General features: G+C 64.4%; 14 protein-coding genes. 9 read left to right on the top strand and 5 right to left on the bottom strand.

The window, feature by feature from the left end; translation table 11 throughout:
- Positions 1 to 33: 33 nt before the first annotated feature.
- The 7 genes from AC629_RS06565 to AC629_RS06535 all read left to right on the top strand — a co-directional run bounded on the left by AC629_RS06565 (position 34) and on the right by AC629_RS06535 (position 7,715).
- Positions 34 to 1,578 (top strand): ABC transporter substrate-binding protein, encoded by a 1,545-nt coding sequence (locus tag AC629_RS06565; protein WP_084803923.1) that lies wholly within the window; start codon positions 34 to 36, stop codon positions 1,576 to 1,578.
- A gap of 7 nt (positions 1,579 to 1,585) precedes the next feature.
- A complete protein-coding gene (locus AC629_RS06560) occupies positions 1,586 to 2,536 on the top strand; it encodes an ABC transporter permease (protein ID WP_084803922.1) in 951 nt (316 codons plus the stop codon).
- A complete protein-coding gene (locus AC629_RS06555; RefSeq protein WP_084803921.1) occupies positions 2,523 to 3,395 on the top strand; it encodes an ABC transporter permease in 873 nt (290 codons plus the stop codon). Before AC629_RS06560 ends, AC629_RS06555 begins: the two co-directional genes overlap by 14 nt.
- Entirely contained in the window at positions 3,392 to 4,384 is a 993-nt protein-coding gene (locus AC629_RS06550) for an ABC transporter ATP-binding protein (protein ID WP_084803920.1), read from the top strand. The genes AC629_RS06555 and AC629_RS06550 overlap by 4 nt, the downstream gene beginning before the upstream one ends.
- Entirely contained in the window at positions 4,381 to 5,361 is a 981-nt protein-coding gene (locus AC629_RS06545; RefSeq protein ID WP_084803919.1) for an ABC transporter ATP-binding protein, read from the top strand. Before AC629_RS06550 ends, AC629_RS06545 begins: the two co-directional genes overlap by 4 nt.
- Before the next feature lie 81 nt (positions 5,362 to 5,442).
- The gene (locus AC629_RS06540; RefSeq protein WP_084804000.1) at positions 5,443 to 6,510 is read left to right on the top strand and encodes an alcohol dehydrogenase; all 1,068 of its coding nucleotides are present in this window, start codon (positions 5,443 to 5,445) and stop codon (positions 6,508 to 6,510) included.
- Between the two features lie 125 nt (positions 6,511 to 6,635).
- Complete coding sequence (locus tag AC629_RS06535; protein WP_084803918.1) at positions 6,636 to 7,715, top strand: isocitrate/isopropylmalate dehydrogenase family protein; 1,080 nt, start codon at positions 6,636 to 6,638, stop codon at positions 7,713 to 7,715.
- A gap of 43 nt (positions 7,716 to 7,758) precedes the next feature.
- Here AC629_RS06535 and AC629_RS06530 read toward each other — a convergent pair whose 3' ends face one another.
- From AC629_RS06530 to AC629_RS06510, 5 genes are all read right to left on the bottom strand, one after another.
- Positions 7,759 to 8,040, bottom strand: a complete 282-nt coding sequence (locus AC629_RS06530; RefSeq protein WP_084803917.1) for a hypothetical protein — start codon at positions 8,038 to 8,040, stop codon at positions 7,759 to 7,761.
- 158 nt (positions 8,041 to 8,198) lie between these two features.
- The gene (locus AC629_RS06525; protein ID WP_084803916.1) at positions 8,199 to 9,020 is read right to left on the bottom strand and encodes an enoyl-CoA hydratase; all 822 of its coding nucleotides are present in this window, start codon (positions 9,018 to 9,020) and stop codon (positions 8,199 to 8,201) included.
- A 116-nt stretch (positions 9,021 to 9,136) separates the two neighbouring features.
- A complete protein-coding gene (locus AC629_RS06520; RefSeq protein WP_084803915.1) occupies positions 9,137 to 10,486 on the bottom strand; it encodes a L,D-transpeptidase family protein in 1,350 nt (449 codons plus the stop codon).
- Between the two features lie 381 nt (positions 10,487 to 10,867).
- On the bottom strand, positions 10,868 to 11,239 hold the full coding sequence (locus tag AC629_RS06515) for a helix-turn-helix domain-containing protein (RefSeq protein WP_027558475.1): 372 nt from the start codon (positions 11,237 to 11,239) through the stop codon (positions 10,868 to 10,870).
- A gap of 26 nt (positions 11,240 to 11,265) precedes the next feature.
- Entirely contained in the window at positions 11,266 to 12,315 is a 1,050-nt protein-coding gene (locus AC629_RS06510) for a LysR family transcriptional regulator (RefSeq protein WP_084803914.1), read from the bottom strand.
- A gap of 472 nt (positions 12,316 to 12,787) precedes the next feature.
- Between AC629_RS06510 and AC629_RS06505 the strand changes: the two genes are divergently transcribed.
- A complete protein-coding gene (locus AC629_RS06505) occupies positions 12,788 to 13,054 on the top strand; it encodes a hypothetical protein (protein WP_074117576.1) in 267 nt (88 codons plus the stop codon).
- Positions 13,055 to 13,259: 205 nt separating this feature from the next.
- Positions 13,260 to 13,991: a cytochrome c biogenesis CcdA family protein gene (locus AC629_RS06500; protein ID WP_084803913.1), complete on the top strand. Its 732-nt coding sequence runs from the start codon at positions 13,260 to 13,262 to the stop codon at positions 13,989 to 13,991.
- The last annotated feature ends 494 nt before the right edge of the window (positions 13,992 to 14,485 follow it).

Here is a 14,485-nt window from a genome sequence, read left to right as displayed (position 1 = left end):
CGAAACATCGGACGAGGGATCCCGGGAGGAACCATGACGAACGCGGCAGCAGCAGCGCGCAGACTTGCGCCTATTTTCCTTGTCACGGCATTTGCTCTCGGTCCGCTCGCGCAAACAGCGCACGCGCAAAAGCAGGGCGGCAGCATCACCGTGGGGCTGGAGATCGACGTTCCCGGCTTCGATCCGCTCAAGGTCGGCGTCTACGACGCGGCCGCGCTCACCCCGGCAGCCGCCATCTTCGACACGCTGACCTATCTCGACGACAAGGGTGTGGCGCAGCCCAAGCTTGCAATGTCCTGGACGCATTCGGACGACTTCAAGACCTGGACGTTCAAACTGCGCCCCGGCGTCAAGTTCCACGATGGGACGCCGTTCAACGCCGAGGCGTACAAGGCCAATTTCGACCGGCAGAAGGATCCCGGCAACAAGTGCCGGTGCGCATTCTACATCGCTGCCGTCAATAACGTTCAGGCGCCCGACGAGCTGACGGTCGTCTACAATCTCAACGATCCCTCTGTGAATTATCCGACGCTGGTGTCCTATCCCAACCAGAACGCCGCAGTGCATTCGCCGACCGCCTGGAAGACCAAAGGCGACGACTACAACCGGAACCCCGTCGGCACCGGGCCCTATATTCTCAAGTCATGGACCGCCGGCGATCGCATGATCCTGGAGAAGAACCCTGATTATTGGGACAAGGACAAGATCTATCTCGATCGCATCATCCTGAAGCCGCTGCCCGACGCGCAGTCGCGCTTCGCAAGCCTGCAGTCGGGCGAAGCCGATCTCATCTGGGACGACGAATACGATCCCGACAACATTCAGAAGGCTCAGAAGGATCCGAAGCTGACCGTGCACAGCTACACGGGCTCGGGCGCTCAGGTCTACGCCTTCAATACGAAGACGCCGCCGTTCGACGACGTCCGGGTGCGGCAGGCGCTGGTGATGGCGATCGACCGCAAGAAGATGTCACAGGCGATCACCAACGGGCTCGCCAAGCCTGCGACAAACCCGTACGGCGACGGCTCGTGGGTCAAGTGCAAGGATGACGGCGCGTTGCCGCTCGACGTTGCAAAGGCCAAGGCCCTGATCAAGGACTATGGCAAGCCGGTCGAGTTCAAGATGGTGGTCACGGCCACGCCGCGCGGCCGTATCATTGGCCAGGTGTTGCAGCAATTCTGGAAGAATGTCGGTGCCAGCATGGAGCTCGATCAGGTCGATCAGGCGACCATTCCGCCGCGTGCCTTCATGCGGCAATTCCAGCTTATCCCATGGCGCATCGTCGACCTCGCCGATCCCGATCCGCAGATGTTCGCCAACTTCCACACCGGCAGCCCGGTCGCGCTGGCAAATTACTCGAACCCGGAGCTGGACAAGCTCCTCGAGCACGCGCGTGTGACCGCCGAGGTCGACAAGCGCATTGAGGATTATTGTGCGGCCACGCGCGTGATCAACAAGGAAGCGATCTGGTTCTGGACCTTCCAGAACACGTATTTCGCGGTATCGAGCGCGAACATCAAAGGGCTGCCCAAGATGTATAGCGGGATGATCGACGTGTCCCGCGTCTGGAAGGAATAACCTGCGCATGGTCGCCTTCGTTGCGCGCCGCTTCCTGTACGTTGTTCCGGTCCTGCTCGCTGTCTCGCTGCTGACCTTCCTGATCGCTTCGCTGCTGCCGGGCGATCTCGCCTATGTCATCCTCGGCGATCAGGCGACGCCCGAGAATCTCGCGGCGCTGCGTCGTGACATGGGGCTCGACCAGCCACTGTGGTGGCGCTACCTGAGCTGGCTCGGCCACGTCCTGCAGGGTGATCTCGGCCGCTCGTTCCGCACCGGGCAGACGGTGCTGCAGGCGGTCGCCGAGCGCATTCCGGTCTCGATCGAACTGATGCTGCTCGCCGAGTTCATCGGGCTCCTGATCGGCGTGCCGCTGGCGATCGCCTGCGCCGCGCGCGCCGGTGGCGCCTTCGACCGCTTCATGACCGGCAGCGCTTTCGGCATGCTGTCGATGCCGTCCTTCCTGACCGCGATCCTCCTGATCTACCTGTTCGCGGTCGAGCTGCACTGGCTGCCCGCGACCGGCTATGTGCCGTTCACCGAAGAGCCGCTCGGCAACTTGCGCTTCTTCGTGCTGCCGGCGCTGACGCTGGCGCTGGCGGAATGGCCTGGGATCATGCGGGTGCTGCGCTCCGACATGATCGCGACTTTGCAGGAGGACTATATCGCGCTCGCCAAGGCCAAGGGCCTCAAGCCTTCGCGCATCCTGTTCGTGCATGCGCTCAAACCCTCGTCGCTGACCCTGGTGACGGTAACAGGCATCAATATCGGCCGCCTGCTCGGCGGCACGCTGATCGTGGAATCGATCTTCGCGCTACCCGGCATCGGCCGGCTGCTGGTGGGAGCGATCTACACCCGCGACCTCGTCATCCTCCAGGGCGTGGTGTTGCTGGTCGCCTGCGGCTTCGTCATCGTGAATTTCATCGTCGACATGCTCTACGCCGTGCTCGACCCCAGGATCCGCCATGGCCACGCTTGAGCTCTCAGTTCAGGACGAGGCGGCGTCTGCGCCGGTCCGCCGCAAGCGCAAGCTGGGCCTGTTGTTCTGGTGCGCGAGCGCCTGGCTCGCGGTCGTCCTTGCGCTCGCGATCCTCGCGCCGGTGCTGCCGCTGCAGAACCCGACCGACATGGACATGCTGGAGCGCCGCGCTGCGTTCTCTGGGGAGCACTGGCTCGGAACCGACGGGCTCGGCCGCGACGAGCTCGCCCGCCTGATTTTCGGCGCGCGCGTTTCGCTGACGGTGGGGCTGATCGCACCGATGATCGGTCTCGGCATCGGCGGCGCGCTTGGTCTGCTCGCCGGCTATTTCCGCGGCCGGTTCGAGACGCTGGTGGTCGGCAGCATGGATGTGCTGCTGGCCTTTCCGCCGCTGATCTTCGCGCTCGCCGTGACCGCCTATCTCGGCCAGTCCATTCCCAATCTCACCTTGATCCTCGGCGTGCTCGGCATTCCCGCCTTCATGCGCGTGGCGCGTGCGGCGACGTTGACGCTGGCCCGGCGCGAGTTTGTGATCGCAGCCGAAGCGCTCGGAGCCAGCCATGCGCGCATCCTGCTGCGCGAGCTGCTGCCGAATGTGGTCCTGCCGCTGCTGGCCTTCTTCCTGCTCGGTGTTGCCGTCACCATCGTGGTCGAGGGCGCGCTGTCCTTCCTCGGTCTCGGCGTGCCGCCGCCGATGGCGAGCTGGGGCAGCATGATCGGCGAGGGGCGCGACAGCCTGGACGTCGCGCCGCGCCTGGCCTTCCTGCCGGCGGCCGCGCTGTTCCTGACCGTGCTGGCCTTCAACCTGGTCGGCGACACCATGCGGGCGCTCACCGACCCGCGTCAGGGGGCACTGTGAGCGCGCCGCTTCTGACCATCGAGGACGTCGCGGTCGAGCTGCCGACCCCGCGCGGCAACTTACGCGCCGTGGATCACGTCGACCTGTCGCTGGACGCGGGCCGGACGCTCGGCATCGTCGGCGAATCCGGCTGCGGCAAGACCATGCTGTCGCGGGCGGTGCTTCAGCTTCTGCCGAAGAAGGCAAAGCTCACGGGACGCGTGATGTTCGACGGCCAGGATCTGGTGCGGCTCGATGCGGAGCGGTTGCGGCGCCTGCGCGGGCGCGACCTCGCGGTCGTGTTCCAAGATCCGATGACCTCGCTCAACCCGGTACTCACCATCGGCACACAGTTGATGGAGACGATCCAGGAGCATCTCGAGCTCGATGCGTCCGCGGCGAAGGCGCGCAGCATCGAGCTGCTCGCGGCGGTCGGCATTCCGGCGCCGGAGCAACGTCTCGCGCAGTATCCGCACCAATGTTCCGGCGGCATGCGTCAGCGCATCGCGATCGCGATTGCTCTGTCGTGCGAGCCGAAGCTGCTGATCGCGGACGAGCCCACCACGGCGCTCGACGTGACCATCCAGGCGCAGATCCTTGACCTGCTCGCACGCGAGCAGCGCCGCCGCCACATGGCGATGATCATCATCACGCACGATCTCGGCGTCGTCGCCGGCCGTGCCGACGAGCTCGCGGTGATGTATGCGGGCAGGGTGGTCGAGCGCGCGCCGACGCCGGCGCTGTTCAAGCGCATGCACATGCCCTACACGGAGGCACTGCTGGCGGCGATCCCGAAGCTGGAGACCGCCCCGCACACGCCGCTGCCGGCAATCTCCGGCCGTCCGCCCGATCCGACGCGGCCACTGAAAGGCTGCTCCTTCGCGCCGCGCTGCCGCTACGCCGCGGGGCGTTGTCATGAGGCGAAGCCCGAATTGAAGAGCGCCGAGATGCCGGGGCATCTCTATGCCTGCTTCCATCCGATCCAGATGTCGGAGAGGACCGACGCATGATGCAGATCGCCGCCCGCACCGCATCCGGCACGCCGCTCCTGAACGTCGACAATCTCGTCGTCGAATATGGTCTCGGCAACAAGACGGTTCACGCCGTCTCCGGCGTCAGCCTCGAGGTCGCGCGCGGCGAGACGCTGGGGCTGGTCGGCGAATCCGGCTGCGGCAAGTCGACGCTGGGGCGCGCGGTGCTGCAATTGCGCCGCGCCAAGTCCGGCCGCGTGCTGTTCGACGGCGAGGATCTCACCGCGATGGAAGGCGAGGCGCTGCGCAAGATGCGCCGCCGCGTGCAGCTGATCTTCCAGGACCCGATTGCCTCCCTCAATCCGCGCCGGCGCATCGGCGACATCGTTGCCGAGCCGCTCATCATTGCCGGCGTCAAGGATGCCGCCGAGCGCAAGCGGCGCGTTCACGAGGTGCTCGGCGCGGTCGGGCTCGATCCAGAACTCGTGTCGGGCCGCCTGCCGCATGAGTTCTCCGGCGGCCAGTGCCAGCGCATCTGCATCGCGCGGTCGCTCGTCCTCAATCCCGAATTCATCGTCTGCGACGAGCCGGTCTCGGCGCTCGACGTCTCCATCCGCGCGCAAATCCTCAACCTGCTGGAGGAGATGAAGGCGCGTTTCGGCTTGACGCTGCTGTTCATCGCGCATGATCTTGCGGTGGTGAAGGCGGTCAGCGACCGCGTCGCAGTGATGTATCTCGGCCGGCTCTGCGAGGTCGGGCCATCGGAGCAATTGTTCGCGAAACCCGCGCATCCCTATACCGCGCTGCTGTTGCAGGCGATCCCGGTGCCCGATCCGGATATGCGTCCTGCCGAGAGTGTGGCGACCGGCGAGCCGCCATCGCCGATTGCGCCGCCGTCAGGTTGCCGTTTCCGCACCCGCTGCCCACGGGCGGACCAGCGATGCAGCGCGGAGATACCGGAGTTGCGCGAGGTCGCACCCGGCCAGTTCGCGGCTTGCCACCATCCGCTGGCCTGAACTAAGACAGCTCCCGGGTTTGTCTCGCCTCGCCGGCCGTGGCATGGTGGCGCGACAATGACAAGCATGCGGGAGGACGCCATGAAGAGTTTCAAGGTCACTGATTTCAAGGCGCCGCTGAAGGAGTTCGACGAGACCACGCCGCAGCCGTCGGGCACGCAGGTGCTGATCAAGGTGAAGGCGGCCGGCGTCTGCCACAGCGACCTCCACATCTGGGAAGGCGGCTACGATCTCGGCCACGGCCGCAAGCCGTTGTCGCTGAAGGATCGCGGCATCAATCTGCCGCTGACCATGGGCCACGAGACGGTGGGTGAAGTCCTCGCGTTCGGTCCCGATGTGAAGCCGACCGACCAAGGTGATCTCAAGCTCGGCGACGTCGGCCTCGTCTATCCCTGGATTGGCTGCGGCAAGTGCGCCACGTGCCTCGCCGGTGACGAGAACATGTGCCTGACACCGCGCTCGCTCGGCGTCTATTGCGACGGCGGTTATTCCGATCACATGCTGGTGCCGCATCCGCGCTACCTGCTCAACCTCAAGGGCCTCGATCCGGCGACGACCGCGCCCTACGCCTGCTCGGGTGTCACCACCTACAGCGCGCTGAAGAAGGTCGAGCAGCATTTCGACACGCCGATCGTGATGTTCGGCGCCGGCGGCCTCGGCCTGATGGCGCTGTCGCTGCTCAAGGCGATGGGCGGCAAGGGCGCGATCATGGTCGATATCGACGCCAAGAAGCGCGAGGCCGCGGAGAAGGCCGGCGCGCTCGCGACCGTCGATCCCAAGGCGCCGGATGCACTTGAGCAGCTCGCCAAGAAAGCGGGCGGACCGATCCGCGCCGTGATTGATCTCGTCGGCAACGCGGCGACGACACAGCTCGGCTTCGACTGCCTGACCAAGGGCGGCAAGCTCGTCATCGTCGGCCTGTTCGGCGGCGGCGCGACCTGGGCCCTGCCGCTGATCCCGATCAAGGCGGTGACGATCCAGGGCAGCTATGTCGGAAACCTGCGCGAGACGCAGGAGCTGCTCGATCTCGTCCGCGCCAAGAACGTGCCGCCGATCCCGGTGACACGTCAGCCGCTCGCCAAGGCCAACGATGCGCTCGTGCAATTGCAGCAGGGTGCGGTGGTCGGGCGGACGGTGTTGACGCCGTAACGTCTGCCGTTTGTTTCTTGTCATGGCCGGGCTTGTCCCGGCCATCTACGTGGGCACGGAAATGGCAGAGACGTGGATGCCCGGGTCAAGCCCGGGCATGACGGTGGAGAGAGTAGGAACCCCCCATGTCTGCAAACAACGCCTTCCACATTGCCGTGCTCGCCGGCGACGGCATCGGTCCCGAGGTCATGGCGCCTGCGATCGAGGTGCTGCGCAAGATCGAACAGAAATCCGGCTTGAGCTTCCGCTTCACCGAGGCGCCCGCCGGTGCCAACAATTATCTCGCCACGGGCAAGTCGATGCCGGATTCGACGATCAAATTGTGCGAGGAGGCCGACGCCATTCTGCTGGGCGCCTGCGGTCTGCCGTCGGTGCGTTATCCCGACAACACCGAAATCATGCCGCAGGTCGAGCTTCGCTTTCACTTCGATCTCTATGCCGGCGTGCGGCCGGCGCGCCTCATCCCGGGCGTGCCCAGCCCGATCGTCGGCGCCGACGCGCGCGGCATCGACCTTGTCGTGATCCGCGAGTCGACCGAAGGCCTGTTCGCCTCGATGGGCAAGGGCATCGTCACGCATGAGGATGCGCGCGAGACGCTGGTCATCACGCGCAAGACCTCCGAGCGGCTGTTCGAATTCTCCTTCCGTCTTGCCGAGCGGCGCAAGTCGCGGGGCAAGCCGGGCGCGCTCACCTGTGTTGACAAGGCGAACGTGTTCAAGGCTTTCGCCTTCTTCCGCGAGATGTTCGACGAGGCGGCCAAGCGCCACCCCGGCGTGAAGGCCGATCGCCTGTATGTCGATGCCTGCTCGGCGATGCTGGTCAAGCGTCCCTGGGATTTCGACGTCATGGTGATGGAGAATATGTTCGGCGACATCCTCTCCGACCTTACCGCCGGCCTGATCGGCGGCATGGGGATGGCGCCGTCGGCCGACATCGGCGACAAGTATGCGGTGTTCCAGCCCTGCCACGGCACAGCGCCCGACATCATGGGACAGGGCAAGGCCAATCCCACCGGCATGATCCTGTCGGCGGCGATGATGCTGGACTGGCTGGCCGACAAGCACGGCGTCGAGAGCGCGGCCGAGGCCGGCGAGACGATCGAGCGCGCGGTGGATCAAGCCTATGCCGGCGGCATCAAGCCGATGGAATTCGGCGGCAGCAACGGCACGGCCGACATCGCGAAAGCGGTGCTTGCGGCGCTTTAGTCAAACGCCAGGAGTAAAAGGGGCCTCGCGGCCCCTTCGTCCTTCACCAGCGACGCCAGTGACGATGGCCCCAGCCCCATGGACGCGGGCCATAGACGCGACGCGGGCCGCCGTAATAGCCATAGGCGCTGTAATAGCTCGGACGCCACCAGCAACGGCCCCACGCATTACAGACCATGCGGACCTGATCGATGTTTGCGGCCGGGCCGCTTGCGACGCGATCGGCCTGCGGAATGCCATTCGGCATCGCCGCGAGCGCCTGGCCAGAAGCGAGCGCCGCACTGCCCAAGGCAGCCAGACCAAGAACAGCAAACTTGAGTTTCATCGCGATCTCCCTCTTTGATGACGGGAGAACCTGCGGCAGATCAATTTGGTTGCTATCGCAGTGCAGGCGACTGAGGAATTTAATCTTCCTGAATGCCTGTTCACGCAGGGAGAGATCTCTCCACGTCGTCATTGCGAGCCACCGCAATGACGACGGAATTACTTACCCTGGAACTGCGGCTTGCGCTTCTCCATGAAGGCCTGCCGGCCCTCGCGGAAATCCGCACTGTCCATGCAGGCGTGGCCGATCGCCTTGATCGCCTCCATGTCGCGCTTGCTTTCGTCCTTCAACACCTGCGCGATGGTGATCTTGGCGGCCTTGATCGCCAGCGGGGCATTCTGCGAGATCGTCTCGGCAATCGCCATGGTCTCGCCCCAGAGCTGATCGTCCGGGATCACGCGCTCGACCAGCCCAATGCGCAGCGCCTCGGCGGAATCGATGCGCATGCCCGTGTACATCAGAAGCCGCGCCCAGGACGGTCCGACCAACGACACCAGATGCCGCAAGCCGTCATAGCCATAGGCGATGCCGAGCTTCGCCGCTGGGATTCCAAACGTACTGCCATGCGAGGCGATGCGGATATCGGCGAGCATCGCGACCTGCATGCCGCCGCCGAGACAAAAGCCCTGGATGCAGGCGATGGTCGGCTTTGGGTAGTCGGCAAGCAGCGCGCGTTGGGCAGCGCTGCGCCTGGCATATTCCTCGGAAGCGGCTGCATTGTGCCTGACCTTCTCGAACTGGCTGATGTCGGCGCCCGAGACGAACGCCTTGCCGCCGGCGCCGCGCAGGATCACGACGCGCACCTTCTCGTCGTCGCGCAGGCTCGTCAGCGCCTCGCCAAATCCCTCCCACATCTCCAGCGACATCGCGTTGCGCTTGTCGGGATTGTTGAAGGTGATCACGCCGACTCCGTCGGCGGCGTGCTTGAGGATCTTGCCCTCGGCATATGAGATTTCGGTGGTGCTGGAGAAGTCGGGCATCGCGCGCTCGTTTGTCGTTGGCGAGCGCGCAATGTGCGGCGGGGGCGAGGCCGGGGTCAACCGCGGCGAGGCGAGGGGCTTTGCGTCCGCCTGTGCCGTGATTGCATGGCGGCCCCTTAACGGGTCATGTGGGCGGTCAGCGGATGGTTGGCGGCGTTGCCGAAGAACGCCGCCTCTTCGGCGGTCGCCTCGAGCAACTGCTCGTCCTGGTTATAGACGTCGTTGCGGAACTGGACGGTCTGGTCTTTGGTCATCCACGCCGTGAGATAGATCCAGGCCACCGGCACCTTCTTCGCCATGGCGACTTCGAGGTGCTGGCCGGTGGCGATTTCCGCGTCGATCGCGGCGCGACTCCACTTCGGCTGATCCTTCAACAGCCACGCCGCGAGATCGCGCACGTTGTCGACGCGCGAGCAGGCGTGGGAATCGAAGCGGTAGTCGTCGCTGAACAGATTGCGCTGGTTGGTGTCGTGCATGTAGACCGAGTAGGAGTTCGGCATGTCGATCTTCACCGCGCCGAGCGCGTTGAAGGTGCCGTTCTGCTGGCGCACGGTGAAGTTCGGCGTGTGCATGCCCGACCAGTCGACCGCATGCGGATCGACCGGATTGTCGTGGGCGTCGAGCACCTCCATGTGCATGCGCGACAGGTAGGTCGGGTCCTTGCGCATATGCGCGGAGATCTCGGTCTTGGCGATCGAGGACGGCACCGTCCAGGTCGGATTGAGCACGACGCCGGTGATCTGGGCCGTCAGCGTCGGGGAGGGCTTTTCGGTCTTGCCGACGATGACGCGATAGCGCCGCACCACCACGTCGTTCTCGACCGCTTCGGCAAAGGCAGCGGGAATGTTGACCACGACATAGCGCTGGCCAAAGCCGAAATTCATATTCTCGAGCCGCTCCAGCGAAGCCTCCAGTTGCCGGATACGCTTCTGCACCGGCACGTTCATCGCGGCGAGCGTGCGCGGCGTCATCATTCCGGTCGGCGCCAGCCCGTGGCGGGCCTGGAAGCGCTTCACCGCGTCCGCGAGATCCTGGTCGAAGGCGCCGCTCGCCTTGTCGGCGGCGAGATCGCCGGAGACGATCAGCCGTTTGCGCAGCAGATCGTCATTGGCACCCTGGACGCCGAGCGCAAATTTGGCATCCGCGGGGATCGTCGGCCAACCGCCGCGTACCGCAAGGTCCGAATAGCTGAGCGCGGCGTCCTTGATGCGCTGGGCCGAGCCCTCGTCAAAGGTCGGCTCGTGCGTCATCGCGAGCGCCGCGGCCGAGCGGCTCTCCGCCGTCGAAGTCGGCGACGACGTGGCAGCTTTCGGCGCAGCCGCGTGTGCCGGATTGGCGGCGGCCGGCACTGTACCGGCAGCGGTCGCCGGCTTGGGGCCGGCCTGGCCCGTGGTCTCGCTCTGCGCGAGCGCAGAGGCGCTGGCGAACAGGCCAATGGCAACGATCATCGCGTGACGCCTGGACATGTGACCCGTTTTCCCATGAGGACGAGGCCCGGACGGGCGCCCGCATTGGCAATTCCCGGCCGCCGTGCCGGATACGCCGATCGGTCAAATCGGCGGGAATTTAAGACATCAGGGTTGAGGTCCCATTAAGCACGGCGAATCAAAAACTCCGCGCGTCCGGCGCGGAGGCTTTCGATTGGGTCGCGACAAGGGCCGGATGGGTTCGCGAAAATCGCGGGCAAATGGCCAAAAAAAGGGCGGCCAAGCCGCCCCAACAACCGAAGGACACGCGCGGAAAGCGCGCGGGCCCAGATCTGATCCAGTAGCTCTCGTTCAATCCGGCCGCGCCCCCGTGACGCGGTGGACTGAACGTCGGCCGCACAGGCCAGAGCGCCGATCGGCTCAGCCTTCGTTCGCTGCGATCGATTCCATCAGCGAGACGAGCTGACGCTGCACCGTCTGATCCTTGATCTTGCTGTAGGCGCGCAGCAGGCGGAGACTGAAGGCTGAGTCGAGAAAGAGCAGGCTCTCGACTTCGCGCGCCTTGTTGTCGCCGTCATAGAAGAAGGTTACGGGCACATCGAGGGCGGAGGCGATCTGCTGAAGCCGAGCCGCGCCGACGCGATTGACGCCCTTCTCGTATTTCTGGACCTGCTGGAAGCTGACGCCGAGCTTCTCGCCCAGCTCGGCCTGCGAGATCTTCATCTCGACACGCCGCAAACGGATGCGTTTGCCAAGCTCAATGTCGGGCTTGCCGGCACTGCGCTGCTTCATTCTCTTCGCCGCTGCTTTCATACTTCTCACCGTTGTTCTTCGGTTGAAAATCCCCCGAAGAGCTGGGTCAGGGGTTCGCCCATATACGAGTCCTTGAATTCATGCGGATGCACGAACTCTTCCTTAAACCACGGGAAGCGAGCCGGATTGAAAGCGTCGATGAGCCAGTCAATCATGTGCCGCACGCGTGGAATCCGGCCGCTACCGGGATGGTAGGACAACCAGATATCCAGCGGTCGGTTCAACTCGACCTCCAGTGGAATTAGCTTCCCGCCAAGCGCAATCGCGTAGCTCGGGAAGACGCCTATCCCGGCGCCGTTCGCGACAGCCCAGTAATTGGCGCTTGAGACGTTGGTCTTCATGACCAGAAGGTCACGTTCCGGAACGCCCGGGAAAAAGCTCTCAAAGGTTTCCTTGGCGGCGATCTGGTCGGCGAATTGCAGCACGAGGCGGTGCTTGATCAATTCGGCCGCGGACCGCGGCGCGCCATGTTTCTCGACATATTGCTTCGAAGCCCAGAACATCAGATGCATGCGGCCGAGCCGCACGAGCTTGACGTCGAGCGCCGAGGGCCGCGACAGGTGGATGGCGACGTCGGCCTCGTGTCGGGAGACGTCGGCCGAGCGCATCGCGCAATGCAGGTCGACCAGGATCTTTGGATAGGCATGCTGGAATTCGACCAGGCGCGGGGCGAGCCAGAACGTCCCGAGACCCTCGGTCACGGCGACGCGGACCTCACCCGACAGGGCGTTGGCCGTGGAATCGCTGGTGCGCAGAACGTCGAAGGCAGCGGCCTCCATCTGCTCGACGGCGGAGACCACCAGCGCGCCCTCGTCGGTCAAATGCGTGCCGTGGACGTCGCGGGTGAACAGTGTGGTGCCGGTCTGGCGCTCGAAATCATCGATCCGGCGGCGGACAGCGTTGATCGACAGGGACAGGCGTTCGGCCGCCGAGCGGAAACTGCCGCAGCGGACGACTTCCAAAAAGATGCGGGCCGCATCCCAATCGGAGAGGCCGCTGATATTTGTCTTTGAGCGTTCCTCCAGTGGAACGCCCCTTTCCGCCAAGGAGTGCATACAAGTCCCTTCGGGTCGCTAAACTGGCAGAATCTGGCGCAAACCACAACCACGGCGGGTTGGGGATCGGTGAGTTTTGAACGCGATCCTTGCTGTCTCGTTGGTGGTATCTAAATGCCGCCAGAGTCGGGAATCGGGTAGACCATCGCCCGGGTGAGGGGTGTCGCGTGGGTTCCGTTGCGAGCCGGAAAATGGCTGCGGGATTGTCGGCGCTGTCCGCAGTCGATGCCCTTGCGCTTGAGCGAGCGCTGCGTTTTGGGGCGGATCAATCTCAGCGCGCCACGCGTTCTCACCCCGTCCGTTTCGAACGGAGCCGATGCCGTGCTGTCGCCGGAACCCTGATTTCAACGCAGAAATTCGCTGAAATGATGTTCAGAGGCGCAATGGCCTCGTGCTATCCTGAGCCCTCCATGGGGGCCGAGGGGATCACCACAAATACGTCTCACAGGCCGAATTAACGGAAAGAACGCCGGTGTCGCATTCAGACGAACAATTGCAGTCGGTGCTTGAGACGCTCGAGGGGTGCCGCAAGGTCCTCAACGAGATCAACAACCGTGAGTCGGCCGAACTGCTGTCCATCGTCATCCTCGACGTGCGGATGAAACTCAAAGGGATTGACGATGCCGATCTCAAGGCATTGTGCGACGAAATGCTGCGGCGCGCTGTGAGCGAACCGCAGTCCCCCTCCAAGCAGACGCAGGACCAGCCCCGGCGTCCGCTGCTCCGCGTGGTGAAGTAGCCGCGCCGCCGAGCCTCGCTTTTTGGCGAGATTTGTGCGCGTCCCGATGCCGCATCTGTGATCGCAGACGGCATCGGGAGGAGCCTTGGTTTTGTGCGCCTCTGTTGCGCATTCTCAGGCATCGGGTACACCAGAGCCGGTTCGGCTCCGGGCCGCGCGCAATCCCCGCGCGCCTACCGGCGCCCGAGATGGCTTCGACTGCATCATGCAAAATGTTTCGATCCCGGCGGCGCTGATTGCCGGCCTCGTCAGCTTCCTCTCCCCCTGCGTCCTCCCCCTGGTTCCGCCCTACCTGATCTATCTGACGGGCGCGACGATCGAGCATGTCGAGAGCGAGGAGCCGGCCGCGGCCTCCAAACGTGCGGTCATGATGTCGGCGCTGCTGTTCGTGCTCGGCTTCTCCACGGTGTTCGTGGCGCTCGGCGCCAGCGCCTCGCTTGTCGGCGGGCTGATCCGCGCGTGGTCGGCCGAGCTCTCGATCCTCGCCGGCATTGTCATCATCATCATGGGCCTGCACTTCCTGGGACTGACCCGGATCGGCCTTTTGATGCGCGAAGGCCGGCTGCCGATTCCCAAGCCCGTCGGCCTCTGGGGCGCCTATGTGATGGGGCTCGCCTTCGCCTTCGGCTGGACCCCCTGCATCGGCCCGATCCTCGCCGCGATCCTCTCGATCGCCGCGGCCGAAGCGACGGTGACCAAGGGCGCGGGCCTGCTTGCGGTCTACTCCGCGGGCCTCGGCATTCCCTTCCTGATCGCAGCCCTGATGATCGAGCAGTTCTCAAAACTGTTCGCGCGCATGAAGGGCCACCTCGTCAATGTCGAGCGCGCCATGGGCGTCCTGATGGTGGTCACCGGCATCGGCTTCCTCACCGGCGCGGTCTCGAATGTGAGCATCTGGCTGCTGGAGACGTTCCCGGCGTTGCAGACGATCGGGTAGTTCACGCTACTCGTAATGGCGGCTTCCGGGGAGTAAAGCGGAAGCCGGCTGGTTCGGTGATCATCGCCGGCCACCCCAGGCGGACGTTAGTCCCCTTGGACGAGCGCCGTAGGAAGCCAGAGCAGCCGGCCAAGAAGCGAATTTACGTCGCTATTTGTTTTGATCTTCTCAAATGCACATTGAGACGCGTGCAGCCGCGGCAGATCGTCGACGTCTGTGCGTACGGCTCCCGTTCATTGGCCGTCGGGAACGCAAACGCGGTTCCCTTGGAAGGACGTCGACAGAAATATCTGGAAACAAACTGTTCACCACAGGAAACGATTGCACCAATCGGGCGGCGCAACCGCGTGATGCGCATGCTAAACCTATAGGTGAGATAGTCCGAAGTTGCACGTGTATTGCTGTAATTGGAAATTCGGAATGTTCAGTGCGTCGACCTGCGCGCGAGCTACGGCATCGCCCGATCGCATTGGACCATCGAAAGATCTGCAGAT

The sequence above is a fragment of the Bradyrhizobium sp. NAS80.1 genome, from assembly GCF_001908205.1.
In the GTDB taxonomy this organism is placed as follows: Bacteria; Pseudomonadota; Alphaproteobacteria; order Rhizobiales; family Xanthobacteraceae; genus Bradyrhizobium.
The sequence above is the reverse complement of the archived record's forward strand: the minus strand, read 5'-3'. Positions and strand labels throughout refer to the sequence as shown.

Bases quoted from the DNA above. Each gene is read 5' to 3' on its own strand.
- AC629_RS06555 (WP_084803921.1), top strand. From the start codon at position 2,523: ATGGCCACGCTTGAGCTCTCAGTTCAGGACGAGGCGGCGTCTGCGCCG.
- AC629_RS06515 (WP_027558475.1), bottom strand. From the start codon at position 11,239: ATGAAGCAGCGCAGTGCCGGCAAGCCCGACATTGAGCTTGGCAAACGC.
- AC629_RS06565 (WP_084803923.1), top strand. From the start codon at position 34: ATGACGAACGCGGCAGCAGCAGCGCGCAGACTTGCGCCTATTTTCCTT.
- AC629_RS06530 (WP_084803917.1), bottom strand. From the start codon at position 8,040: ATGAAACTCAAGTTTGCTGTTCTTGGTCTGGCTGCCTTGGGCAGTGCG.
- AC629_RS06500 (WP_084803913.1), top strand. From the start codon at position 13,260: ATGCAAAATGTTTCGATCCCGGCGGCGCTGATTGCCGGCCTCGTCAGC.
- AC629_RS06520 (WP_084803915.1), bottom strand. From the start codon at position 10,486: ATGTCCAGGCGTCACGCGATGATCGTTGCCATTGGCCTGTTCGCCAGC.
- AC629_RS06510 (WP_084803914.1), bottom strand. From the start codon at position 12,315: ATGCACTCCTTGGCGGAAAGGGGCGTTCCACTGGAGGAACGCTCAAAG.
- AC629_RS06535 (WP_084803918.1), top strand. From the start codon at position 6,636: ATGTCTGCAAACAACGCCTTCCACATTGCCGTGCTCGCCGGCGACGGC.
- AC629_RS06545 (WP_084803919.1), top strand. From the start codon at position 4,381: ATGATGCAGATCGCCGCCCGCACCGCATCCGGCACGCCGCTCCTGAAC.
- AC629_RS06525 (WP_084803916.1), bottom strand. From the start codon at position 9,020: ATGCCCGACTTCTCCAGCACCACCGAAATCTCATATGCCGAGGGCAAG.
- AC629_RS06560 (WP_084803922.1), top strand. From the start codon at position 1,586: ATGGTCGCCTTCGTTGCGCGCCGCTTCCTGTACGTTGTTCCGGTCCTG.
- AC629_RS06540 (WP_084804000.1), top strand. From the start codon at position 5,443: ATGAAGAGTTTCAAGGTCACTGATTTCAAGGCGCCGCTGAAGGAGTTC.